At 58.8% G+C, this 25,911-nt stretch carries 14 protein-coding genes; 7 read left to right on the forward strand and 7 right to left on the reverse strand.

Features of this window, described 5'->3' with window-relative positions:
* The first annotated feature begins 58 nt into the window (after positions 1 to 58).
* The 5 genes from VB618_RS09780 to VB618_RS09800 all read left to right on the forward strand — a co-directional run bounded on the left by VB618_RS09780 (position 59) and on the right by VB618_RS09800 (position 5,232).
* Positions 59 to 457, forward strand: coding sequence for a hypothetical protein (locus VB618_RS09780; RefSeq protein WP_329796428.1), 399 nt, complete (start codon positions 59 to 61; stop codon positions 455 to 457).
* A complete protein-coding gene (locus tag VB618_RS09785) occupies positions 454 to 858 on the forward strand; it encodes a hypothetical protein (protein WP_329796430.1) in 405 nt (134 codons plus the stop codon). The genes VB618_RS09780 and VB618_RS09785 overlap by 4 nt, the downstream gene beginning before the upstream one ends.
* On the forward strand, positions 855 to 3,107 hold the full coding sequence (locus VB618_RS09790; protein ID WP_329796431.1) for a phage tail tape measure protein: 2,253 nt from the start codon (positions 855 to 857) through the stop codon (positions 3,105 to 3,107). The genes VB618_RS09785 and VB618_RS09790 overlap by 4 nt, the downstream gene beginning before the upstream one ends.
* A 132-nt stretch (positions 3,108 to 3,239) precedes the next feature.
* The gene (locus tag VB618_RS09795) at positions 3,240 to 4,154 is read left to right on the forward strand and encodes a Mu-like prophage major head subunit gpT family protein (protein ID WP_329796432.1); all 915 of its coding nucleotides are present in this window, start codon (positions 3,240 to 3,242) and stop codon (positions 4,152 to 4,154) included.
* Positions 4,155 to 4,218: 64 nt separating this feature from the next.
* Positions 4,219 to 5,232 carry a phage protease gene (locus tag VB618_RS09800; RefSeq protein WP_329796433.1) on the forward strand — a complete coding sequence of 338 codons (1,014 nt, stop codon included), beginning with the start codon at positions 4,219 to 4,221 and terminating at the stop codon, positions 5,230 to 5,232.
* Between the two features lie 393 nt (positions 5,233 to 5,625).
* Here VB618_RS09800 and VB618_RS09805 read toward each other — a convergent pair whose 3' ends face one another.
* A complete protein-coding gene (locus VB618_RS09805; RefSeq protein WP_329796435.1) occupies positions 5,626 to 6,756 on the reverse strand; it encodes a hypothetical protein in 1,131 nt (376 codons plus the stop codon).
* A gap of 600 nt (positions 6,757 to 7,356) precedes the next feature.
* Between VB618_RS09805 and VB618_RS09810 the strand changes: the two genes are divergently transcribed.
* The gene (locus VB618_RS09810) at positions 7,357 to 16,047 is read left to right on the forward strand and encodes a hypothetical protein (protein ID WP_329796436.1); all 8,691 of its coding nucleotides are present in this window, start codon (positions 7,357 to 7,359) and stop codon (positions 16,045 to 16,047) included.
* A 72-nt stretch (positions 16,048 to 16,119) separates the two neighbouring features.
* Positions 16,120 to 19,863: a VCBS domain-containing protein gene (locus VB618_RS09815; protein WP_329796437.1), complete on the forward strand. Its 3,744-nt coding sequence runs from the start codon at positions 16,120 to 16,122 to the stop codon at positions 19,861 to 19,863.
* 312 nt (positions 19,864 to 20,175) lie between these two features.
* Here VB618_RS09815 and VB618_RS09820 read toward each other — a convergent pair whose 3' ends face one another.
* The 6 genes from VB618_RS09820 to VB618_RS09845 form a co-directional block, all read right to left on the reverse strand.
* Positions 20,176 to 21,483: a calcium-binding protein gene (locus VB618_RS09820; RefSeq protein ID WP_329796438.1), complete on the reverse strand. Its 1,308-nt coding sequence runs from the start codon at positions 21,481 to 21,483 to the stop codon at positions 20,176 to 20,178.
* 206 nt (positions 21,484 to 21,689) lie between these two features.
* Positions 21,690 to 22,946 carry a molybdopterin molybdotransferase MoeA gene (locus tag VB618_RS09825; protein ID WP_329796439.1) on the reverse strand — a complete coding sequence of 419 codons (1,257 nt, stop codon included), beginning with the start codon at positions 22,944 to 22,946 and terminating at the stop codon, positions 21,690 to 21,692.
* On the reverse strand, positions 22,943 to 23,419 hold the full coding sequence (gene moaC, locus VB618_RS09830; protein ID WP_329796440.1) for a cyclic pyranopterin monophosphate synthase MoaC: 477 nt from the start codon (positions 23,417 to 23,419) through the stop codon (positions 22,943 to 22,945). The genes VB618_RS09825 and moaC overlap by 4 nt, the downstream gene beginning before the upstream one ends.
* Positions 23,416 to 24,216 carry an indole-3-glycerol phosphate synthase TrpC gene (gene trpC / locus VB618_RS09835; protein ID WP_329796441.1) on the reverse strand — a complete coding sequence of 267 codons (801 nt, stop codon included), beginning with the start codon at positions 24,214 to 24,216 and terminating at the stop codon, positions 23,416 to 23,418. The genes moaC and trpC overlap by 4 nt, the downstream gene beginning before the upstream one ends.
* An 11-nt stretch (positions 24,217 to 24,227) precedes the next feature.
* Positions 24,228 to 25,241, reverse strand: a complete 1,014-nt coding sequence (gene trpD / locus VB618_RS09840; RefSeq protein ID WP_329796442.1) for an anthranilate phosphoribosyltransferase — start codon at positions 25,239 to 25,241, stop codon at positions 24,228 to 24,230.
* A 5-nt stretch (positions 25,242 to 25,246) separates the two neighbouring features.
* Positions 25,247 to 25,876 (reverse strand): anthranilate synthase component II, encoded by a 630-nt coding sequence (locus VB618_RS09845; protein WP_329796443.1) that lies wholly within the window; start codon positions 25,874 to 25,876, stop codon positions 25,247 to 25,249.
* Positions 25,877 to 25,911 lie beyond the last annotated feature (35 nt).

A 25,911-nucleotide genomic window follows, 5' to 3' on the forward strand; every position in this document is an offset into this window, starting at 1 on the left:
ATGCTCACCAATGCGGGCATCCTAACTGGTCAACAGTCAGGATGCTACGGGGGCACATGTGAAGAACCGACTTTCCAATCCGACCATTGGTCTGCTTATCGAGTGGTATGGCGTGCGCCGCGCCTACGAGATCGTCATGGAGCTGGGAGGCCTGCGCCATTACGTGCCCGTCAGAGTTGGATTGGGCATCGGCGGGCGCTTGTCATCGTTCCTGACGGACGAGGAACTGAAGCCGCTCATTGACGAGTTCGGCGGCAATTACATCAAGATGCCCATCGCACGAGGGTTCTGCATCGAATTCCTCTACTGGATCGAGGGGCAGAGCATTGGTGCCATTGCCAAGGCAGTCCGCATTACCGAACAAGGCGTTCTCAACGCCCTTGGCCCAAAGCCGCCCATCGACATGGCCAGCATCGCCGTTCGCAGCGAGCGGGATCGCGGCGGCGGTGCCCGATGACGGCCGCCCTTCCGTCTCAAACCGTCATCCATACCGATGGATCCGTGACCTTGCCTCTGCGCAAAGTGGTGTCTGTAGAGATCCGCGACCGGTTCATGCGCAAACGGTCGACGCGGTTTGAGGAATTACGGTTCCAGCCGCTGCGGGATGCCGACATCGCGGCCGTCGTGCGCCTGTCGCGGGCCGGTGACGGCGATGGAGCCTCGCTGCTGGCGGTAGCCCTGATGCTCCGCCTGGATCGGAAGTCGGCAACGGCGCTTGTGACTGCTCTCGACAGAGCCGATGAGAGCGACTGCATCGAGATCGGCAATTACCAGATCGCGCAGGCCGCGCGGATCGGCGGCATGTCCGAGGAGGATATTGAAGCCGCCAAACAGACTACAACGGAGGCAAGCCCATGAACGGACGCTCCATGGCCGTCTCCGTCGTCGTGCGGCTGAAGGACATGTTTTCCTCCGGCATCGGCGGATTGATCAACCGGCTGCGCAGCCTGTCCAACATGGGTGGGCGGCTCAAGGCGCTCGGTTCCTCCATCGGCAAGTTTGGCCGTGAAGTCGGTGTACTGGGTGGAGCCTTGGCGGCTCTCTCCTTTGCCGCGCCGCTGCAATCGGCCGCCGCCTTCGATAGTCAGCTCAGGGACATCGCCATCACGGCCGGCAGGACCGGGGCGGCCGTGGAGCTGTCGATTGCCGAGCAGGCCAAGCGCTATCAGAAGCTTGCCCTGGAAGTCGGTCAGCGGTCGCGCGATCTTGCGGCCGGCGGTCAGCTCCTCGTCGCGGCCGGCATGGAGCAGGGTCTTATCGACCGGCTCATGCCCACCATCGGCCGGATCTCGACGGCGGCCAACGCCGCCGTTGCCGATGTGTCTCAGACGGCATTTGCCCTCAACGACGCCCTGAAGATCAAGCCGGATCAGATGGAGCTGGCCCTCGCCAAGCTGGTGACGGCGGGCAAGCTCGGGCGGTTCGAGTTCAAGAACATGGCCGGTGAGTTCCCGGAGCTGACCCAGCAGATGGCGGCGCTCGGTGTCACCGGCATGGAGGCGGTGGAGAGCTTAGGGGCCGCCTTGCAGATTGCCATGAAGGGCACCTCGGACCCGAAGGCGGCCGCCAACAACTTGAAGAACTTCCTCTCCAAGATGGCCTCACCTGAGGCAAAGAAGAACTTCGCCGATATGGGCGTGGACATCGCCAAGGTGATGCAGGACGCGACCGCCAAGGGCATCAACCCGATGGAAGCGGTGGTCGAGAAGATCAACCGGCTGACCGGCGTCTCCCGGAAGGAAGTGGACGGCATCATCAGGAAGGCCAAGGCCGGCGGCGCGAACGATGCCGAGGCTCTCGACCAGGTGCGCCAGCGCATCGAGCAGGTGACGCGCGGCACGAAGATTGGCGAGCTGTTCCAGGACCAGCAGGTCATCGGCTTCCTGCTCCCGATGCTCGCCAACCTGGAGAAGTATCAGGACCTGAAAGGCGAGATCAACCGCTCCACCCTCAAGGTGGTCGATGACGACTTCGCCTCCCGGATGGCCGGCCTCGAAAAGAAACTGGAGCGCTTTGCCGAGATCGGCGATCAGGCCATGCGGCGCGTCGGTCTCGCCTTCGCGACCAACCTTCCGTGGATGATGCAGACGCTCGAAGCCGTTCTCGCAGGTGTTGCTTGGGTCGATCAGAACTTCCCCGGCGCGATTGACGGCTTCCTGTCCTTGGCCGGTGGAGCGCTGCTTCTCGCGGGCGGGCTCGGCGTGTTGGGACCTGTGTTCAGCATCCTTGGGGCTGGGTTCGGCATCATCACATCGGCGCTCGGTGTGCTGGGTGGTGTCATCGCTGCGATCTTCTCGCCCATTGGCATACTGGTCGCGCTGCTGGTAGGTGCTGCTGCGATTATCATCACCAACTGGAGCACCTTCGCGCCGTTCTTCACCCAGCTGTGGGACGGTATCAAGCAGACGTTCAGCGGCGTCGTGCAGTTCTTCTCAAGCCTGTTCTCCGGTGACTTCGCCGGCATGAAGGCGGGCTTCGAGGCAACAATGAACGGGCTTTCCACGGCAGCATCCGCTGCCTGGGACATCATCAAGAACGTCTTCAGCATCGCCGTCACCGGCCTCGACAACCTCATCACCAACAACCTCCCGGCCGGATGGGTGCAGGTGTGGGAACAGGTCAAGGCGAGCTGCAGCGAGTTTATCGGCTGGCTCACGGCCTGGGCAGGTAGCGCAGTCGAAGCGGTCAAGCAGGGATGGAGCGGCCTCGTCGGCTTCTTCACCGAACTGTGGACACAGATCCGCGCGCCCTTCGATGCGTTCATCGCCTATGTGACGGAAGGCATCGCCAAGATCCAGGGCACCATCGACGGCGTGAAGAGCTTCTTCGGCATGGGCGGATCACCGGCCGCTAACCCGCCCGCAGCGGGCGCCGGCGCACCGGCCGGACCGATCACTCCCGGAGGTGAGAACAATGGCTTCAAACCGATCTCTCCGGTCGGCGGCAGCAAAGGCTTCGTTCCCACCGCCCTTGGGGCGAAAGAGCAGACGGTCGGCGGCAAGATCACGGTCGAAGCCGCTCCCGGTACGACGATCAAGAACGTGCAGTCCGACAACCCGGCCGTGCCGATCACGCCGAACCGGGGAATGGTCGTGGGCAGGGTCTAACGAGATGTCCGGCAGGGCTCAGATGAGGGCGAAGCGGTCAGCCCAACAACGAAAAGTCTCCTCCCTCCTGCCGGATCACAACCGGGGGTCAAGGAGACAGGACCGCACCAACACCTCTCTAGGAGAACGCATTTGATTATCAACGGAACTAACCTGCAAACCCTCTACACCGGGTTCAATGCAGCGTTTCAGGAGGGGTTGTCTCAGAGCCCCTCGCAGTACAAGCGCATCGCGACCATCGTGCCGTCAACGACGCGCGAGAATGAGTATGGCTGGCTCGGCAAGCTGCCGAACGTTCGCGAGTGGATCGGTGACCGCATCGTCCACGGCCTCCAGCTCCACGACTATACGATCCGCAATAAGGATTGGGAGCTGACCATCGGCGTTGACCGCAACGACATCGAAGACGACAACATCGGCGTCTACAGGCCGCTGTTCAACGAGATGGGCGTAACGGCAGGTGCCAAGAAAGACATGCTGGCCTTCGGCCTCTTGAAGCAGGGTTGGGCTACCAACTGCTACGATGGGCAGTATTTCTTCGACACCGATCACAAGGTGCTCGATGAGAATGGCGTCGAGCAATCCGTCGCCAACACTAACGGTGGCGCAGGAGCCCCGTGGTTCCTCATCGACGACAAACGCGCTCTGAAGCCCATCCTCCTCCAAGAGCGCAAGGATTGGAAGTTTGTGGCGAAGAACCAGCCGACCGATGGCAACGTCTTTGACCGCAAAGAGTACGTCTATGGCATCGACGGCCGCTTCAATGTCGGCTTCGGCTTGTGGCAGCTGGCCTTTGGATCGAAGCAGCCGTTGAACGCCGAGAGCTATGGCACCGCTCGCGCGGCGCTGATGGGCATGAAAGGCGATCATGGCCGTCCGCTTGGTGTCATGCCGAGCCTGCTGGTGGTGCCGCCGGCTCTTGAGGGAGCAGCCCGCGCCATCGTGTCGAACGACATGATCAGCGAGGTTGTCGGCGGCGCTCCTGTCGCGACCAGCAATCCCTGGAAGGGTACGGCGGACGTGCTCGTCGTGCCGTGGCTGGCCTGATCCTCACTGGAGCCGGCAGGCTGCTTTTGGCGGGCCGGCTCTCCTTTCCTTTTTGAGGCGACACATGAACACGTTTCTTACTTTATTCTCCTCCCTGCCTGACGGCATGGGTGCGCCGGAATGGATCCACATTTGCCCGGCCGGCACCTTCACCGGAGCCGATGGGCGCGGCCCCTTCCAGCTCGCCGATCCGAACGGCGTCATCAAGGCCTCGCTCGACGGCGGCAAGATCCCGGTCGATGAGAGCCATTCGACCGATAAAGCTGCTCCGGCCGGGCACCCGGCCCCGGCACGAGGCTGGGTTACCCAGATGGAAGCGCGTCAGGACGGCATCTGGGCCAAGGTCGAATGGAACGCGGCGGGCCGATCTCTGCTCGATGACAAGGCCTATCGTGGACTGTCGCCGGTCATCATGTCCGAGAAGGGGACTGGACGCATCATGAAGATCCTGCGGGTGTCCCTGACTAACGATCCGAACCTGCCCTTGACCTCGCTCCATGCCAAGGATGCGAACGCCGCGCTCCTGGACAAGCTGCGCCAGGCGCTGGGTTTGAATGAGGACGCCGACGAAGCGGTGATCCTGGCGGAGGCTTTGACCGCCGGAAAAGCAAAGACCGCTCACAATGCCGCCCTGGAGACGATCAGGAAGGCGTTCGGCCTGACCAAGGCGGACACGGCGGAGGATGCGGTCGCGGAACTCCAGTCGCGTGGGATCGGCGGCACCGCCCCTTTGCTGGAGCAGCTGGTCACGCTGCAATCCCAGATGAGCGTTATGCAGTCCGAGCAAGCCCGTAAGGAAGCCGAGCGGGCTGTGGACGAGGCCATCGAGGCTGGCCGGCCGATCAAGCCAACGCGGGATTTCTGGATCGAGCTTCACCTCAAGGATCCCAAGGGTGCGACAGAGGCGATGGGCAAGCTGCCGTCCCTTCATGCGGGCGGCCTGACGCGACAGCCATCAGGAGGAAAAGACGCCCACCACGGCCTGACGGAAGACGAACTCAACGTCTGTACGCTGATGGGCTTAGATCCCAAGGCTTTTGCCGACAGCAAGAAGAACCTAGAGGTTGCTGCCCTGTGAGGGGCGGCAACCTCCAGCCGAACAATCAAGCAGTATCGATCTTTGACATCGTGAGTACGTGTGAATGACTGATCCAGTCGTGACAATATCGGTCGCCGAGTATGCGGAGCTGTGTGAATGCCGGGACCGATTGAAGGCCCTGCAACTGATGAAGGGAGAACCCTTTTCTCCGCTTCCTCATTCACCCATCGAGAGGGACGAAGAGCTTGCCGTTTTCTTGATCCGCCGCCTTGGTAAGCAGCCCCTCCGGGACATTGTTCTCGAATGCCGTACACTTTTCGGCGCCGAGCGGGCACCATCCCGGTCTTCCGTTCACAGGTTCTGGCAGCGCCTAAGAGCAGAATCAAAGGGCTCTGAGACACCTCTCAGAGCCCTCTTAGAGAAGGTCTCGGCTTAGCGCTTTTGGCCTTTCCGAGCACCTTTGAACTGGCTGTCGAAGCTGACGACGGCGGCTTGGATCTCGTCGAACCGTTCGTCCTCGATAGGTTCTAAGGCATCGGGCCGTGAAAGAACGTAGGGATTGCTAACCTCGTCAGAAATCCTGACCCGACCTACTTCGGCCTTGAAAGACTTCCGATCAAAGGCTCCTTCGTTTGCCCAGCGAGCGAAAAGCTCGAGATTATCCTGCTGAAAGAACGCAACCGCTTCCGCTACGGAATAGCGAGCCTCAGCCAAGTTGGTGACAAGCTGGCGAGCATTCCGAGAAACCGCGATTAGGTGCCCCACCTGGGTGATAATCTTATCGCTGGCGAGGAAGGTGTCGATATTTCTAACTGTATCTCGCACCATCGAGACTACAGGGGCACGATTTATGAAGAGTGCCTTTCCGACGAGCCGACCGCCGTCGATAGAGATGGGCTTGAACATGGGACTATCGAACTTCCGAGCGGGACGACCTTGCCGCTCGGCCTCGACTTCCTCCCGCTCGTCACGGCGGATTTCGGCCTGGATATCCCTCATTCTTCCTTTAAGTGTCAGCTGCCCGTCTGCCCGGTGGAACACTTGATCACAAGCTGTAACGAGCTGAGGGTAACGCCAGCGGAGTTCCTGCCGCAGCTGGTCAAAGGCTTTAAAGGCTTTGTGCCGCTCCAGTCCGGCGATCCATTCGCGATGCTGTGATAGGATCTCTCTTAAGGTTTTGATGTTGCGCAGGTAAGAGGCCTTGTCCTCAAGCTGCTTCAGACCTTTCGTGAAGACCGCCCAATCACCTAGGCCAAAGTGAGAAGCGCCACATTGATGGCCGATGAGATACCTTTGTCCGCCTTCGTCACAGAACACATACCCCTTCTTGTGAGGGTGACCGAAAGCGCAAGGGAGCTTGGTTCCTACTTCGTAGTTCCCTTCATAGGTGAGTTCCTGGTCGAGGGGCGGGTGCTGCCGCTCAATCAAGTTGGGTAAGAGCAGAGGATCTGGGATCCGAAACGAGCGTTCACGAAGTTCCGTATCGGAAAGGTTGGGGATCTTGACCCGCGTATACTTCCGGCCGGGGAGGTTAGAATTGTGAGGCTTTTCCGAACTGCTCAATAAGAACTCCTTAGCTACCGAATCAGATCACGTCTGAAACATAGTAATTCTAAGGCTTTTCGCGTTTTAGGAGAATGGCCAAGGTCCCACCCGCACCGGTAGAGCGGGGCTTATGCCCACTATCCCACGAGATCCCCCGGCATCCCCTGAAATCCCGCGAAAGCGACAACTACCGTCAAGGTACGACATGGAAGGGATAGGGGATCAATAATGAAAGAATCCTATTCAGGACATGCAGGAATGAAAAGATTTCAGAAGAGCGATTTAGTCGATGCGTAGAGATTGCGAGAGTTTGAATTGATAGCTTCCGTTAGGAAAGAATGTATCGGGACGCTCTCGTAGACAAGTCAAAGGATGAGCAGCTAAAGTTCGCTAGTAAATACTACCCATATGAAGAGGTAATATCGGCAGATCTATATAGGGCGATTTTTTATGCTTAGTGTTATTTATCGAATATTTTCCTTTTGATTATGGCCCTCATCTATTCGAGCGCGTAAACCATTCTGACGATTCGAATTGATAAGGTGTTGCATTCTCCTCCAGATTGATGGCATAACGATCTAATATAACGTTTAGTAACCATGCTGATTGGAGACTACCATGTCTGGCGGATTGACCTTTTGGAACGATGCGGCGCCTCTCGCTCCCTCGTCCGGCGCACAGGCAGGCCCCGTTTCAGCGGCTGGACCGGACGGCACTTACATCACTGTCTGGTCCGAGTTGGACAATATCGGTCGCAAGGTCATCAAAGGCAGGGTTGTCGATCAGTTCGGGGCGATTGTGAAGGATACCTTCATCATCAGCAGCACCAACGTCGGTTCCGGCCTCGAAAACCCCTCGATTGCCTGGGTGGGGTCAACTTATGTTGTTACGTATACTGGCGGCACCTCGACTGACGGGCGTGTTTACAGAACCCACTTAAACCAGAGTGGCGGTTTCGTAGGGTCCGAGCACCAGGTGAACAATGTTGTCACCGGATCGCCTGGAAACTCTAAGATCGTCTACAACCTGAACGGTGCTTACACCGTGTTCTGGGAAGGCAAAGGCGATGTCAAGGGGCAGGCCTATGGGGCAGACGGGAACAAGATAGGCACCGAATTCCGCGTCAACACGCCCGTAGATTCGCAGATCACCAGCACCCAGGAGAGCGGGCTCGTCATCACGAAGCTCAGCGACGGGCGCAGCATCATGCTGTACCGGTACGACGCGCAGGTCAACGATCCCGAGACCGGCGACTTTGAAACCTCCGGGCTGATTTATCGCTTCATCAATACCGATGGCACGATTGGTCAGGCGTTCACCCTGCGAGCAGATGTGGTCACGACCGGTGCCGCTGTTGCCGCTCTTCTAGATGGGGGCTATTATTTTACATGGTCTGAGAACGGCCAAATGCGCGGCCGTGTGTTTTCCTTCGATGATCCTAGTCAGCGAGAAGGGTTTCTAATAAGCCCAGAAAATACAGGAACAGAAATTCTCCCTACTACAACGCATCTCATCAACTACACAGTTGTTACATCTTGGATAGATGTTTCGAACGGACAGAATAACCTCCGCGTCCAAGTGCGTAATATTGCGAATTCAATTATCAATGAATTCGTCGTTGCGACAAATGTCGATCAGAAGGCCGCGAATATTGTTTCACTTGGCGACGGGCGCTATACGATCACCTGGCATAAAAATAATGCTCTGATCACCCAAACCTTGGATTCGCGCACTACCAATGCGTTAGATGAGCCTACCGGTAATCGATACTTCCAATGGGGCGGAACCTCTAATAGCGACAAATATATCGGCACGACGGGAAGGGACGACCTAGACGGGAATAATGGGAACGACACCCTGGATGGCTACAAGGGCGATGACACTCTTGATGGTGGAAACGGAAACGACGTTCTTCGGGGTGGAGACGGAAACGACGTCTTAACAGGTGGTGATGGCGATCAACTTCACGGAGGTGCCGGCAACGACTTTGTGAGCTACGGCGGTGGCGAAGGCGGGCAGTTTGGGGTCACGGCAAGCCTTGCAACCAATTCCGATAGCCGCGGCGGCACATTCAGCGGCATCGAAGGCATCATCGGCAGTGGCGCTACCGATATTCTGATCGGCAATAACGGCAACAACACGCTGATTGGTGCAGGGGGCAACGACACGCTCGATGGCGGCGGTGGCGCCGACAGCATGGAAGGCGGGTCGGGTAACGACACCTATCATATCGACTCGGCTTTGGATGTCGTTGTTGAAACCGGCTCCGATAAGTCCGACACCATCGTCACGACCTTCAGCTATGAGTTGGACGCGTTCGTCGACAACGGTATCGAGAACTTGGTCGCAGCTCCCGGCACGGCCCCGATCAACCTTGCTGGCAGTTTGACGAACAACAGGCTCGTCGGCAATGCAGGTGCCAATAGGCTTGAAGGGCGAGGCGGCGACGATACCCTTGAGGGCGGCGGCGGAAGTGACATTCTGGATGGCGGCTTCGGCAACGACATGGTCGATTACACCAGTGCCGCTTCAACTGGTCCAGACAATGCAGGCATTATCGTCAGCCTGCGGGACAAGCTTGAGAGCACAGGTGACGCCGCAGACGACACCCTCATCTCTATCGAGTATGCTCGCGGCTCGAAGTTCAATGACACCCTGATCGGCAGCGACGATGCCAACAGCCTTGAAGGCGGCGACGGCGTTGATCGCCTTTATGGAGGTGAGGGTGGTGACACGCTGGATGGCGGCGGTGATTGGGACATGGTCACCTACTGGTACTCCAAGGCGACGACTGGTCTTGTCATTGATCTCAGGGACGATCCTTTACACACGAGCCGGAGCACCGGTGAAGCCCGGGGTGACGTCTATATCAGTGTCAACGCCTTCGAAGGCTCGAAATTGGGCGACACGATCTACGGAAGTGGCAGCCGTGCTAATGAGCTTTACGGTCACGATGGAGATGACGTTCTGAGTGGTGATGGTGCGGGTGCTTTTGGCGGAGGAGGGAATTTTAGCGACTATCTCAGGGGTGATGCAGGTAACGATACTCTGATCGGCGGCAGCGGTGCCGATGTTCTGATCGGTGGCCATACTCATCTAATTGACCCGTCGAGGCCCGACACCGGCTTCGATATGGCTTCCTATGAAGACTACACTGGCCTCGGAGAGGGCCTCACGGTATCTTTGGATAGCACCAGGGCAACTAATACGGGATGGGCTGCGGGCGACCAGTACTACGGAATTGAGGGCCTTATCGGCACACGATTTGACGACAAGCTCTATGGTTTCCTGACGGCGGTGAGCAGCCTTGCCGGCGGCGCCGGCAACGATTCCCTTTATGGCGGCAGCGGTAACGACACCTTGGTGGGCGGCACCGGCAACGACGCCATGGATGGCGGCTTAGGCAACGACACCTACTATGTGGACAGCACCAGCGACACGATTTTGGATTCCGGTGGCACCAAGGACAAGGTGATCACCACCATCCATTACTCGCTGGTCGGCAAACCCCTAGAGGATGCGGCGGTCGATTCCAGTGTGGACGCCAAGCTGCAGATCGACTTGACCGGCAATGAAGGCCGCAACGAGCTCACCGGCCATGCGGGCGCCAACTCGCTTGTTGGCGGTGGCGGCAACGACACGCTGATCGGTGGCGGCGGCAGCGACACCCTTGACGGCGGCACCGGCGACGACTCCCTCGTAGGTGGTTCCAGCAACGACACCCTGAGAGGCGGTGCCGACAACGACACGCTGATCGGTGGCGGCGGTAATGACGTCTTCGAAGGTGGCGCCGGCAACGACTCTCTGGTGGGCGGTACCGGCACCTATAACCTCAAGGGTGACGATGGCAACGACACGCTGATCGGCGGCAACGGTAACAACGTCTTCAACGGCGGCACCGGCAACGACGACATGCGAGGCGGCACCGGCAACGACACCTACCATGTCGACAGCACCGGCGACATGATCGCGGATGCGGGCGGCCGGGACAAGGTGATCACCACCATCAACTACACGCTGGTCGGCAAGCCCGTGGAGGATGCAGCGGTTGATACCAGCGTGGACTCCATGCTGCAGATCAACCTGACTGGCAACGAAGATGGCAACGAGCTCACGGGCCATGCGGGCGCCAACTCGCTTGTCGGCGGTGGCGGCAACGACACACTGATCGGCAACGGCGGCAGCGACACTCTCGATGGCGGGACCGGCAACGACTCTCTGGTCGGCGGTTCCAGCAACGATACCCTGAGGGGCGGCGCCGACGATGACACGCTGGTTGGTGGCGGCGGCAACGATCTCTTTGAAGGTGGCGCTGGCAACGACTCTCTGGTGGGTGGCACCGGTAACGACGCCATGGACGGTGGCGCGGGCAACGACACGCTGATCGGCGGTGGCGGCAACAACGTCTTCAACGGCGGCACCGGCAACGACGACATGAGGGCTGGCTCGGGCAACGACATCTACTATGTCGACAGCGCCGGCGACACGATCACTGATACTGGTGGTAACCAAGATAAGGACAAGGTGATTACCACAGCCACCTATTCGATCGCGTTCACAAACGTGGAGGATATGGAGGTTGATACCAGCGTTGCCTCCAAAGATCAGGTTGATCTGACAGGTAACGGTTTTGCTAACATTCTCACAGGGCATGCCGGTATCAACTTGCTCGACGGCGGCAATGGCAACGACACGCTGATCGGCGGTGGCGGCAACGACGTTTTCAAAGGCGGCCTCGGCAACGATGACATGCGAGGCGGCGCTGACAACGATACCTACCATGTCGACAGCACCGGCGACAAGATCACGGATGCGGGCGGCCGGGACAAGGTGATCACCACCATCGACTATACGCTGGTCGGCAAGCCCGTGGAGGATGCAGCGGTCGATGCCAGTGTTGACCCCACGCAGCAGGTCAACCTGACTGGCAACGAAGACCGCAACGAGCTCACCGGTCATTCCGGCGCCAACTCCCTTGTTGGCGGTGGCGGCAATGACACTCTGAAAGGGAATGGCGGCGACGATATCCTGGAGGGCGGTCTAGACGACGACTCCCTGGTAGGTGGTTCCGGCAACGACATCTTGAGGGGCGGCAGCGGCAACGACATCTTCGAAGGTGGTGGCGGCAACGACACTTACTACATCACGGATGCTGGCGACGTTGTTGTTACTGATACTGGTGGCACCGATGATACGGCGCATCTGCAGCTCTCCGTCTATGGAGGAAATAGGGCTGCAGCCGTAACAGTCGCCCAAGATCTGTACTCCAAAGGCATTGACAATGTTTATATCGACGGGAAGCTGATTAAGGCGCCAACGGATATCACCTTTGGTGGGAATTCCGTTGATGAGAACTCAGAACCCGGAGAACTTGTCAGCAGCCTGGGCGCTGTCGATACGGAGGGTGAAACTTTCACGTTTAGCTTCGTTGATGGCCGAGCCCCTGATGGACTCGTCGACTCGACCGGTCTCTTCCGGATTGTCCGCAACAGCAATGGCGTCTGGGAAATCCGCGTCAACGACGGTGCTGTTCTCGACCACGAAGACACAGGATCGTACGTCCTTAAGGTAAAAGTCACGGATGGCGATGGACTCGAGCGGGAAGAGGACATCACGGTTACCATCAATGACGTGAACGACGCGCCGGACACGATCCGCCTGAACGGTGAGACAGTCGTGACGGTGAGCGAGAACACGCTCGTGATCGGCACGCTGAGCGCGCATGATGATGATGGTCACCCGATCACCGGCTACACGATCACGGGTGGCGATCCGACCGGCATCTTCGAGGTGCACTGGAACGGCACGGCGTTCGTGATCCGGGTGAAGGAAGGCAAGGAGCTCGACTACGAGGCTCTGGGTGCCAACACCAAGTACCTCGATCTGGTGATCACGGCGACGGACGGCACCGCAACCTCCAAGCCGCAGACCATCCGCGTCAACGTCGAGAACGTGAACGACGCGCCGGACACGATCCGCCTGAACGGTGAGACAGTCGTGACGGTGAGCGAGAACACGCTCGTGATCGGCACGCTGAGCGCGCACGATGACGATGGCCATCCGATCACCGGCTACACGATCACGGGCGGTGATCCGACCGGCATCTTCGAGGTGCACTGGAATGGCACGGCATTCGTGATCCGGGTGAAGGCGGGCAAGGAGCTGGACTACGAGGCTCTGGGTGCCAACACCAAGTACCTCGACCTGGTGATCACGGCGACGGACGGCACGAGCACCTCCAAGCCGCAGACCATCCGCATCAACGTGGAGAATGTCATCGAAGGAACTCCTGGAGATGACACCCTCAACGGCGGTGGGGACAACGACACGATCATCGGCGGAGGCGGCAACGACACGCTCGACGGAGGTGGCGGCAATGACACGCTCGATGGTGGGGAGGGCAACGACACACTGACCGGTGGTGAAGGCGACGATACACTGACCGGTGGTGATGGTAATGACACTCTTGATGGCGGTGAAGGCAATGACACGCTCGATGGTGGTGAAGGTGACGACACTCTCACCGGCGGTGATGGTAACGATACGCTGACCGGCGGCGATGGCAACGATACGCTCGATGGCGGCAACGGGAATGACACACTGTCCGGTGGTGAAGGCAACGACACCCTTGATGGCGGCCCTGGTAACGACACCATGGATGGTGGCCCTGGTAACGATCTTTATTACATCCGTGATGAAGGCGACGTCATCATAGAGAATCGCGACCCTGCAATAGGCGGGATCGATACAGCCTACATCTTCATCGATGAGTACGAGTTGCTCAACGAGGTTGGCGTAGAAATTCTCGAGGTGAAGAACGATAACGGCGCCTCCATCAAAGGAAACGACCTAGCCAATACAATTATCGGCGGCGCCGGCAACGACGCGCTGAATGGTAACGATGGCAACGACAACCTTACCGGCAACGGTGGCCACGATACGCTCGACGGCGGCCTCGGCAGCGATGTCATGGACGGCGGCGCGGGTAACGACACTTACTATATCGATGAAAACGATACGGTCAGCGATTCAGGTAGCACGGAAGACACGGATACAGTGGTCGTTATGTCGGCCGGGGTTTCCGGAGTTTACATGCTGGGAAGCGATATCGAGAATGCTAAAGCAGGAGGGCAGGCAGGCGCGGTCAGTCTGATTGGTAACGGTCTTGACAATGAGCTGACCGGCAACAGTGCTGCCAATACACTTTCTGGTGGAGACGGCAACGATACCCTTAAGGGTGCAGGCGGCGCTGACTCACTTGTCGGCGGTGAAGGCAATGACGTTCTGCAAGGGGAGTTCGGCAACGACTCTCTCTACGGGGGTGCTGGCAACGACAATCTCGATGGCGGTATCAACAACGACCTTCTTGAGGGTGGCATTGGTAATGATACGCTCCTAGGTGGTGGCAATAACGACATCCTTCGCGGCGGCAACGATGATGACATCCTTGACGGTGGCGATCAGAATGACTCTCTCGATGGCGGCGCCGGCAACGACGTACTCGTTGGCGGGAATGGTAGCGACAGGCTCGATGGCGGCGAAGGCGACGACATCCTGAATGGCGGTACTTTCGATAACGACGATAACGCTATCGGCGACGGGGCAGCCGATACGCTTCGTGCCAGCGCAGGTAATGACACTTATTACCTCGTCGACGCGGGTGATGTGATCGACTTCGGTGGAGCCAAGGATGAAGGCTTGTTGGACAAAGCTTACATTCTCTCAGCCAATTTCTTGGTTGGCGGTGTGCTCGATGAGGAGGCGCTTCAAGATTACGTCGCCGAACTTTGGGATAACGGCATCGAGGGCGTTTATGTCGATGGCGTGCTTTATGACGGCGGCCAGGGTGAGGGGGAGGATCACATCTACGATGTCTTCCCAGACAGCACGCCCATCGTCGAGGATCTGGATCAGAGTAAAGGTGGCATCGATAGAGCGAACATCCACGTCGCAAGCTACACGCTTCAGGACACTGTCGGCGTAGAAATCCTCTCGGTGGCTGACGGGCTTGACTTCAATGTCGAGATCATCGGCAATGGTCAGGACAACACCATCTACGGCAGCCTTCGTGATGACACACTCAGAGGCGGTGCGGGCAATGATCTCATCTCCGATGACGAGGCGGATGGTGTGCCCGACGGAAATGGCGCCGACCTGCTCGATGGTGGAGTAGGAGAGGATAGCCTTTTCGGCGGTTTGGGTAACGATGTCCTTCTTGGCGGAAGCGACGAAGACTGGCTCAATGGCGGCGAGGATGACGACCTCCTCGATGGCGGCACCGGCAGCGACTGGCTCGATGGCGGTAAAGGCGTCGACACTCTCCACGGCGGCTCGGATGCTGGTGACGTGCTGGAAGGTGGAGCGGGTAACGATGTTTACTACATCCGCTACATCGCTGGCGAGAACGGGCATCAGATCATTGAAGATGCCAGTGAGGCTATTGGAGGCACAGATACAGCTTATATCTACCGCTCGGACTTCGCGACGACGGATGAGCTCCGCGCCTACAAGACATTCCTAGGCACTCAGGGGATCGAGAACATCGTTATTGCTGACAACCATGCCCCGACTAGCATCCTTCTCAGCGGTACGAGCATCCGAGAGGCGTCGGTCAACAACGCTCCGATTGGACGCTTCTCTGGGACGGATACGGATGGAGACGTATTAACTTATACGCTCCTCGGTGCTGCCAATGATGTCTTCTGGATAGATGCGACCACTAACGAGCTTAAGGTCAAGAGTGGTCTCAAACTTGATTTCGAGCAGAAACGGGATTGGGCAGTGTCAGTGCAGATCTCTGATGGATATGAGACTGTTACAGCCAACTTCACCATCGAGATCAGGAATGCCTATATCGACAACGTAAACGGGCAAGCGGACAACGACAAGATTGTTGGTGGTGCTCAAGGTGACAGGCTCAGCGGCGGGGGTGGAAATGACACGCTCAATGGAGGCGCCGGTGTTGACAGGCTGACTGGTGGCACCGGAGCGGATGTGTTCGAATTCAACCAAAATCCGTTGGCGCTCCATCGGGATCAGATCGTCGACTTCAATGTGCAAGAGGGTGATCGGATCTGCTTCATCAAGACCGTAGTTGCCTATCAGGCACTAGGATCGTCAGGGATACTTGCGGAAGAGGCTTTCTGGGTTGGATCTGCAGCTCATGACGCCACGGATCGTATCATATATGACGCAACCCGCGGAGTGCTTCTGTACGACGCTGACGGCACAGGTTCAGCTGGAGCGAGAGAGATCACCGCACTAAGCGCTGGTCTTAACCTCACCAATCAAAGCTTCTTCATTCTCTGAAGTAGCTGATACGAGGCCTTTACTCAGCCCTAAAAGACATATTATATCAGAGCTAATACGTGAGGTTTTATCATGGCTACCCTTAAGATTGAGGCTGTTTCTACGAATGGTGGAGCGCAGATCGACGATTTCACTGTCCGCATCAACGAAAACGTTGGAGCCGACACTCTCGTCGGGAAGATCACAGGATGGGAAGGTATCCCAAATGTGACCTTCAAGTTCCACCAAGAGGGTGGCGTGGACCAGAACATCGGCGGACGCTACAAGATCGTGAAAGTCGGCAATGACTATTACCTTGCCGTCGCTAACGGCGGCAGTACCTTGTTTGATTATGAGGATGAAACCGAGGTCGGCAATTTTCACCAGCAGATCTGGATAGAAGCAGTTAACTCAACTGGTGGGGTCGTTCATACAGGCATCTATGACGTGGCCTTGAATGATCTTGAGCCTGAAGGTCCAGTCAACCAGGCGCCGTCGGTAACGAACGCCGTCTTTACTGGCAGCATCGCGCACAATGCCACCACGGGCCTGCCGACGCCGTTTGGCGGCGTGACGATTGCCGATGACGGTGCGACTGTAACGGTGACAATCACGCTCGACACAGCCTCTGAGGGTGCGATCATCATTCCGGCGGGTGTGGCCGGCAGCTTCGATCCCGCCACTGGTGTGTACACGGTGAGCGGCACAGTGGCTCAGGTGAATACCGCCATCCGTGCGCTGCAGTTCAACCCGGCCGACCGCGGCACCACCTATGGGTCCGTGGATACGACCTTCACGGTCAGGGTAACGGACTCTGCCGGTCTGAGCGACACCAACGACAACACGATCACGGTGACTTCGACCAACCCGGCTCCGGTCAACCAGCCTCCGTCGGCGCCTGCGGTGCAGGGGCAGGTGACGGCGATTGTCGAGAACGACGGCACCTCCAAGGTGGTCGCTACCGTGCTGTCGAATGACGATGGCATCGGTGGTGGTTCGGTCTCGTACTCGTTTGTCACTGGCGGCAATCCAGGCAACCTGTTCTCGATCAACAGCGGCAGCGGCCAGATCACCTTCAACGGCGGGGCTCAGGATTACGAGACCAACCCGAACCTGAAGAGCGACCAGAACGGCAAGTACTTCGAGGTGGTGGTACGCGCTACCGACGGGCCGGGCGCTCAGTCCGCCACCACGACGGTGAAGGTCTACGTCACCGACGTAAACGAGGCGCCGTCGGACCTGTCCTACACCACGATCAACACCGTCAATGAGAATGCCGCACAGGGCGCGGTGATCGCCACTGGCGCCAACGTCACAGATCCGGACACCAATCCAGCGTTCCGCACCTTCAGCTATGCCCTGGTGAACCAGGACGGCTCGACCTACACGGGCACCAACTACCAGATCAACGCCACCACCGGCGTGATCACGGTCGGACCGGGCGGGCTGCCGGATGTCGCTACTCCGACCCAGGTGACGGTCTATGTGCGGGTCAGCGACGGCAGCGGCGGCTCCCACCGCGAACAGGTGACCTTCACCGTCAATCCGGTTGCCGTGAACCAGCCGCCGTCAGACCCCGTGGTGCAGGGGCAGGTGGCGACGATCAACGAGAACCAGGCCGGTTCCGCCGGCACGGTGGTGGCCACTGTGCTGTCGACCGACCCGGAAGGCACGGCCACGCTGCAGTATTCTCTGGCCAGCAATCCAGGCGGCCTGTTCTCGATCAACAGCGGCAACGGTCAGATCACCTTCACAGGTTCGGCGCAGGACTTCGAGAACAACCCGAACCTGGGCAGCGATCAGGGCGGCAAGTTCTTCACCCTGACGGTGCGGGCGACCGAAGCCGGTACGGGCGGTCTGCAGTCAGGCCTGACCACGATCAAGGTCTACCTGAACAACGTCAATGAGGCGCCCAACACCGCAACGTACACGGCTGGCAATCCGATCAACGAGAATGCCGGACTCAATGCAGTCGTGGGTACCCTTGCGGCCACCGATCCCGACGGCACGACGCCAAGCTTTGAGTTCGTCAACGCTCAGACCGGCTCGAGCGGGCGTGTCAGCAGTGACGGCGCGTTCAAGATCGAACTGGTGAATGGTGTCTGGCAGGTGCGGGTGAACGACCCGACCAAGATTCAGGTCACCTCAGGCACCAGCAAGACCTTTAGCTATGAAGTGAAAGCCACCGACGGCTCATTGCAGTCAGGCACCCCTACGGCAGTCTCTATTATCGTCAATAACGTAGACAAGGCACCGGTCATAACGGTCACTGGAACCACGGAATTCCCAGCCGAAGATACAGGATCCGTTGTCAATCCGTTTGCCGGTGTCACCGTCAGTGACGAAGATACTAACAATCTGACCGTCAAGATCACATTTGCAAAGGATGATGGTGCCCTTACATTCCCAACTGGCGCCAATCCAACGTTCGAAGACGAACTCGGGAACAGGACGTATACGTTCAGTGGGTCGAAAGATTTCCTGAACCTCATTCTGAAGGGTATCGAGTTTAATCCGACAGATCGTCCAGGCGCTACGCAGCCCAGCATCAAGACGACCGAATTCCGCATCGTAGTGGATGATGGCACCACGCCCGTCACTAACAGGCAGATCAAGGTCGAGACGACGATCACCGCCAAGACGCCCGGGAATCATGATCCGTATGATCTGGAATTTGCAGATGGAACAGCAACATCTGCAATCGCTGAGAACACGGCGGGAAGCGTCTTGGGGATCCTCAAGGCAAAGGATCAAGATCCAGGCGATCAGCTAGAATTTGCAATCGCTCCGAACGGTGATCAAAGCGGGAAGTTTGAGATTGTCGAAACGAATCCAGATGTCTGGGTTCTGAAGCTCCGGGCTGGTGCAAGCCTCGACTATGAGAATTCAGGACCCAATCACCAGCATGTGGTGAAGGTTATCGTGACTGACGGTAAGGGCGGTTCCTCGACTCGGGATTTCACGATCAGGGTCGACGATGTTGCTGAGAACGTTCCCAATCGTATTCCGAGCGTGCCTACGCTCAGCAATCCGACAATTCAAGAACTCGCTCTTAATAACACCCCAGTTGGTACGCTTTCTGCTGCCGATCCGGATGGCAACGCGCTAACTTATAAGATTGTGTCGGCGAGTGGAGCGCTCGTCGAAAACGATGGCCGTTTCCAAGTCGTCGGCAATCAGCTTCAGGTTGCTAACGGGGTGCTGTTCGATTTTGAGCAGGCCCAGCAGCACTCAGTGACGATCGAGGTCAGCGACGGCAGGGGCGGGGCCTCGCGGCAGACCTTCGCCATTAACGTCTCCGACCTAGCGGTTGAGACGATGGCGTTTGGTAGCGCCAGCCCGCTCAATGACGTTATCAAGGGTAGCAACACCGGCAACTTTAAGGACACGTTCTACGGCGGTGCTGGAGACGACAAGCTCTGGGGCGGCTATGGCAACGACACCCTGTGGGGTGGCACAGGCAAGGACAAGTTCGTGTTCGACGGGAAGCTGGGGACATCCTCGACTGATCGGAGAGTAAACTTCGATACGATCAAGGATTACAGCGTCAAGGACGACTCGATTTGGCTCGAGAACACCCTGTTCAAGAGCAACAAGACGCTCTATGCCGCAATCAAGAGCGGAACGGAGGCCAGGCCTAAGGCACTGGCTAGCAAGTTCTTCACAGTCAATGACAAGGCGAAGGATAGCGACGACTACTTCGTTTATGATGCCAAGAAGCGCGTGCTGTACTATGATGCCGACGGTTCGGGTTCGAAGGCTGCGATCGAGATGGCAACCTTTACCAACAATACGGCATTGAAGAACTTCAAGGTTACAGAGCTGTTCTTTATCTAAGCGCTGACACGTTATAATAGAAAAGAAACCGGCTTCTCTTTGGGAAGCCGGTTTTTTAATGGCCTCTTGTAATGAAAGCTCCGGCGCACAAGCATGTACCTGCGTCATCAAGGCTTATGATCGAGGTTCATCTCTGCCTTGTACGGCATATTGATATTATCATGGGTGAGAAGAGCCACCTCGATGGTGCCAAGCTTCAAGTGAATTACCCCGTCAAAAGGGTGTTCATACGCACAGCCCCCTGATGAAAAACAAAGAAACCCGCTGCGGCTCGAGCCGCAGCGGGTTTCAAGGAGTAGTGCTTGCCAGCTCCTAGATTATGATGAAGTCAGAAGCTGACAGCTTGAGGTTCTTATCGAGCGTAGCGAACTTAATGGCTGCCGCAGAGGTGCCAGTACCATCCGCATCGTAATAAAGCGCGCCCGATGCCTTATTGTAGATGATCTGGTCGCCAGCATCTTTAGCTTTCGCTCCAATATAGAAGGCTGAAGTGGATAGCTTGCTCCCACTGAGGGCGGTAAAAATGTCCCTGTCGAGCGCGATCCGGTCATCTTTGGCCGAGAAGCTGACAATCTTGTCTACATTCCCGCCCAAAGCCGTATCGAAATGGAAGGTGTCCCTTCCTGCGGCGCCGGTGAGTTTGTCATTGCCCTGTCCACCAAAGAGTTGGTCGTTGCCGGCGCCGCCATCGAGTTGATCATTGCCACCCCGACCTTCGATGATATCGTTGCCGTTCATACCTTTCAGCATGTTCTTCCCAGCGTGACCGACGAGCAGGTTAGCCTTGTCATTTCCGGTCAGATTGATCGACTTGCCTCCAACGGCCTCGTCGGCGGCTAACCCTTCAAGTTTATCCTTGGATGACATCGCCGTCGTCTTGGACACCATACGACTGTCGAGACCGCCCGTATCGATGATGATATCGACCTTCTCGTTGAACTTGTAGACGTCGTTGCCGTTGCCGCCCTTGAGGATATTCGGGCCCTCGCCGCCGCCACCGATCAGGGTATCATTGCCTTCGCCGCCGTCGAGCACGTCGATGCCGTCGCCGCCGTCGAGATAGTCGTTGCCAGCATTGCCATAGAGAAGATCGCGACCCACGCCTGCTGTGACGCGCTCGCCAGCCGTGCTGCCAACGAAGCGGTCATCGTTGATCCTCGTAGCGTCGGTGTTCATCTCGACCAGAATGGTCTGATTGGCGCGGCCCCAGTTTTCAAATACTGTCTTAGAAAGGTCGAGGTCGACAGGTTCCGAAGCGCTGCTGAAGTGAATGGTGTCAATGCCAGCGGCAGATCCGACAACCTTCGATACACCAAAGGAGCTGTTGGCATTGTAGCTGAGCGTCGTCGCAAGATTCAGGGACGCAAATCTTAGTTCGTCGATTCCGACAACAGAATTAAGATGAGCAGAGCCTAAAAGCTGGATGGTATCAAATTGCGCGTCCGCGAAGTCGCCAGCGCCATTCGTGCCATAAATGCTGGTTTGCGACACACCTGCGTTGACAACGAAGACATCGTTGCCACCCAACCCATTGTAGATAAGACCGTCTTGACCCGGTATGAGGGCGACAACATTGAATTGCTCGCCATTCTCAGTGCCATTGATAATTTCGACTGCCACTTTTAACCCCCTAGAAGCCTGAAAAGGCTTAGCATTACTTAATGGTATATAGTTGCACAAGATCGATAATCAGGCAACTGACATTGTCTCGGAGGCACACTTGCAGCTTGCAATAATAGTTCTCGCGCCGGGAGCTAATATCGCTTGAATCCAAAGGCCTCTGATATTGCCGAGGGGTAGGGCTTGAAAGAGCCGCTATGTTTTCATTAGCAAAACCGCTCCAGCCGAATAATTCGACAAGGCTCCCCCGCTGTCGCCGCGGGGGCATGGGGAGGTCGGACAAGCAGGGCGTCGGAGCGCTCAAGAATGCTCAGCATGGAGGAGTCCTGCAGGAGGTGCGGCGTCGCAACAGGCAGCATCAGCCGCGCAGTGCCTTGGGCAAGGCTTAACGGCACGTCCTGCAGGGCAAGCGAGGCGCGCATGTAATCCTGCCGCTCCTTGTTGGACGGCAGATCCGCCCCGAGGATCGCATCCTCCGCCGGATCTTCTGAGGCCCGCTGGTCGCCCAGGAAGGCACGGATGGCCGGCACGAGGAACAGGACGGCGCAGACGAGGGAAGAGACAGGGTTGCCAGGAAGGCCCAGGAGGAGGGTCGAGCCGAGGCGCCCGTGCATGAGCGGCTTGCCAGGTCGGAGGGCCACGCGCCAGAAGCCGAGATCCATGCCCTGGCGGCTGAGAGCCTTCTGAACGAGGTCGTGCTCGCCTACCGAGGCTCCTCCTAGGGTGACGAGGATATCGGCGCCTGCATCGCGAGCCACCTGAATCCGGTCGTCGAGGGATTCGAGCGTGTCGCGGGCAATGCCGAGATCAATGGCCTCGGCACCGGCCTTTTCCACCATCATGATGGTAGCCGGGAGACTTGATGCATAGATCTGGTCGGAACCAGCCGTCTCACCAGCCCGCACCAACTCGTCACCAGTGGCAAGGATAGCGACCTTGGGTTTCCGATGGACAGGGAGCCTCCCGTGGCCCATGGCTGCCGCAAGGGCGATATGACGGGAATCGAGGCGCAGGCCTGCTTGCAGAAGGATGTCGCCGGCACGAAAGTCCAAACCCGCCGGCCGGATATGGCGGTTAGGGCGAGCTGCCTCCTTCACCGTCACCTGATCGCCCTCGCGCTCAGTATCCTCCTGCAGCACCACCGCATCGGCGCCATCGGGCATGGGTGCGCCCGTGAAGATCCGAACAGCCTCCATGGTACCGACAGTTCCAGTAAACCGTGACCCAGCAGCGCTGGTGCCGACCACCTGCAGGGTTACGGGAGCTTGGGTGCAGTCGGCACTGCGCACTGCATAGCCATCCATGGCCGAGGCCGGGAAGGGCGGCTGGTCGCGCAGGGCGCTGAGATCCTCGGCGAGAGTGCGCCCGGCGCAGGAGGCGAGGGGGACATGCTCGGTTTCGAGCGGTTTCTCCACACTCGCCAACACCCGCGACAGGGCATCCTCAACCGAGATCAGGCTCATGGCGCCTCGAAGTCTCCAGATCGTCCGCCGCTTTTCCGGCGCAGGCGGATGTTCTCGATCCGCATGCCCTTATCGGCGGCTTTCACCATGTCATAGATCGTCAGGCACGCGACGGAGACAGCGGTCAGCGCCTCCATCTCGACGCCGGTCTGACCCGACACCTTCACCTCGGCGCTCACACGCACGCCGGGAAGGCTCTCGTCGAGAGTGCAGTCCACCTTCACTTTCGAAATCAGGAGAGGGTGGCAGAGGGGGATGAGTTCGTGTGTGCGCTTCGAGGCCATGATGCCGGCGAGGCGCGCAGTTCCCAACACGTCGCCCTTCTTGGCATCGCCCTGGCGAATGAGGGCCACCGTCTCAGGCAGCATGACCACGCATCCTTCAGCGACCGCCGTGCGGCTCGTGACGTCTTTGTCCGAGACGTCGACCATGTTGGCCTCGCCCGCCGCATCGAGATGCGTGAGCCTCGTCATGCGGCCTCGCCGAACAGGAGCCTGCGGGTGGCTGCCGCCACGTCCGCCTGGCGCATCAGGCTTTCGCCCACGAGGAAGGTGTGGATGTTCACCTTCGTCAGACGCTCGATGTCCTGGAGGGCGAAGATGCCGCTCTCACCTATGATGATGCGGTCGGATGGGATCAGCGGCGCCAACTCCTCGCTGACCCCGAGCGAGACCTCGAAGGTGCGAAGATTGCGGTTGTTGATGCCGATTAGCTTCGTGTTGAGCGGAAGGGCGCGCTCCAGCTCCTCCCGGTCATGCACCTCAATGAGCACGTCCATGCCGAGGGTGTGGGCAGTGTCGATCAGGGCGCGAGCCTCATCGTCCGTGACGCTCGCCATGATCACAAGAATGCAGTCCGCGCCCCAGGCGCGGGCCTCGTAGACCTGGTAGGGCTCGAACAGGAAGTCCTTGCGCAGGGCCGGAAGGCCTGAGGCATCGCGGGCTTGGCCGAGATATTCGGGTCTGCCCTGGAAAGATGGCTCGTCAGTCAGAACCGACAGACAGGTGGCGCCGCCTTCGGCATAGGCGCGGGCGAGGCTCGGCGGGTCGAAATCGGCGCGGATCAGCCCCTTGGAGGGGCTTGCCTTCTTGACCTCGGCGATCAGCGCGGGCCGCCCTGCAGCGAGGTGACGCTCGATGGCTTTGGCAAAGCCGCGGGGCGGTGAGGCCTCACGGGCGCGGCGCTCGATCTCAGCTTGCGGGACGGCGGCCTTTGCGGCTGCGATCTCCTGGCGTTTATAGGTTTCGATCCGGCTGAGAACATCGCTCATGGCTTAGCCGCTCAACTGTTAGATACTTGAACGAGGCGATCGAGAGTCGCCTTCGAGGCGCCGCTGTCGAGGGCACGCGATGCCCGCTCCAAGCCGTCACGCAGATTGGCAGCCTCGTCAGCCACCACGAGGGAGGCAGCGGCATTGAGCAATGCGACGTCGCGATAGGGCGTGCGGGCACCGTCCAATACAGCACGCAACTGGGCCGCGTTGTGCTCGGGATCTCCGCCCCGAAGCTCGTCCAGCGATGCTGTCGGCAAGCCAACCTCATCGGGTGTGACGGTGAACCGGCGTATGGCGCTATTCTCCAACGCGACAACGAAGGTCGGGCCTGTGGTGGTCATCTCGTCGAGCCCGTCCGAGCCATGCACGGTCCAGACCTTGTGGGAGCCGAGCTCCTTCAAAACCTGCGTGAGGGGCTCGAGCCAAGACTCTGAGAAGACGCCGAGAAGCTGCCGCTTGGCGCCGGCCGGATTGGCGAGAGGCCCGAGCAGATTGAAGATCGTTCTTGTGCCAAGCTCGACGCGGACCGGCGCCACGTGGCGCATGGCGGCGTGGTGCGTCTGGGCGAACATGAAGCAGAGCTTGGTCTCGGCGAGGCAGCGCTCCAGGCCGGTCGCATCGAGGCCGAGCTTCACCCCGAGCGCTGCCAGAACATCGGCCGTTCCTGATTTGGAGGACGCCGCCCGGTTGCCGTGCTTGGCAACGGGAACACCGCAGGATGCCACGATGATCGAGGCAAGCGTCGAGATGTTGTAGCTGCCCTTGTGATCGCCGCCGGTGCCGACGATGTCGACGGCATTCTCGGGAGCGTTAACGCGAAGCATGCGCCCGCGCATGGCGGTGACGGCGCCGACGATCTCGTCGAGCGCTTCGCCCCGAACCCTGAGGGCCATCAGGAAGGCACCGCCCTGGGCTGGCGTCACCTCGCCGGAGAGCAGGTCGTCGAATGCATCCCGTGCCTCATCCCGCGTCAGCGACGCGCCGGTGGCGACCTTGGCGAGGTACGATTTAAAGGATTCCATCGCTTTTACTGTCCTGCTGGTGCGGCTGCGCCGCCAGTCGCGCGGTGCTTGGCGTTCCAATCCGCCGCGAGGTCGAAAAAATTGCGCATGATCGTCACCCCATGCTCCGACAGGATGCTCTCGGGGTGGAACTGCACGCCGTGGACCGGCAATGATCGGTGGGACAGGCCCATCACGAGGCCGTCTGCCGTCTCCGCGGTCACGAGAAGGTCGTCCGGGCAGGTCTCCCGATCCACGATCAGGGAATGGTAACGGGTGGCCTTGAACGAGCCGTTGATGCCACGAAAAATCGTCTGTCCGCTGTGCTCAACCTCGGACACCTTGCCGTGCATGGGAAGCGGCGCCCGCGAGACGGTGCCGCCGAAGACCTGACCGATGCTCTGCAGGCCGAGGCACACGCCGAAGGTCGGGATCTCAGGTGAGGCCCGCTTCACGAGATCAAGGCAGATCCCCGCCTCATTCGGAGTGCAAGGCCCGGGGGAGAGCACGATCGCATCCGGCCGGGAGGCAATCACCTCATCCGTAGTGATGGCGTCGTTGCGGACCACGTCTACCGACGTGGCAAGAGGACCAAGCAGATGCACCAGGTTCCAAGTGAAACTGTCGTAATTGTCGATGACGAGAACGCGGGTCATGGCGAGCCGACGTTCGCGTATGCGCCGCCCCTGGT

Source organism: Microvirga sp. CF3062 (assembly GCF_036314045.1).
In the GTDB taxonomy this organism is placed as follows: Bacteria; Pseudomonadota; Alphaproteobacteria; order Rhizobiales; family Beijerinckiaceae; genus Microvirga.

Coding starts and splice junctions, on each gene's coding strand:
- VB618_RS09785 (WP_329796430.1), top strand. CDS start 454: ATGACGGCCGCCCTTCCGTCTCAAACCGTCATCCATACCGATGGATCC.
- VB618_RS09790 (WP_329796431.1), top strand. CDS start 855: ATGAACGGACGCTCCATGGCCGTCTCCGTCGTCGTGCGGCTGAAGGAC.
- VB618_RS09800 (WP_329796433.1), top strand. CDS start 4,219: ATGAACACGTTTCTTACTTTATTCTCCTCCCTGCCTGACGGCATGGGT.
- VB618_RS09810 (WP_329796436.1), top strand. CDS start 7,357: ATGTCTGGCGGATTGACCTTTTGGAACGATGCGGCGCCTCTCGCTCCC.
- VB618_RS09815 (WP_329796437.1), top strand. CDS start 16,120: ATGGCTACCCTTAAGATTGAGGCTGTTTCTACGAATGGTGGAGCGCAG.
- VB618_RS09825 (WP_329796439.1), bottom strand. CDS start 22,946: ATGAGCCTGATCTCGGTTGAGGATGCCCTGTCGCGGGTGTTGGCGAGT.
- moaC (WP_329796440.1), bottom strand. CDS start 23,419: ATGACGAGGCTCACGCATCTCGATGCGGCGGGCGAGGCCAACATGGTC.
- trpC (WP_329796441.1), bottom strand. CDS start 24,216: ATGAGCGATGTTCTCAGCCGGATCGAAACCTATAAACGCCAGGAGATC.
- trpD (WP_329796442.1), bottom strand. CDS start 25,241: ATGGAATCCTTTAAATCGTACCTCGCCAAGGTCGCCACCGGCGCGTCG.
- VB618_RS09845 (WP_329796443.1), bottom strand. CDS start 25,876: ATGACCCGCGTTCTCGTCATCGACAATTACGACAGTTTCACTTGGAAC.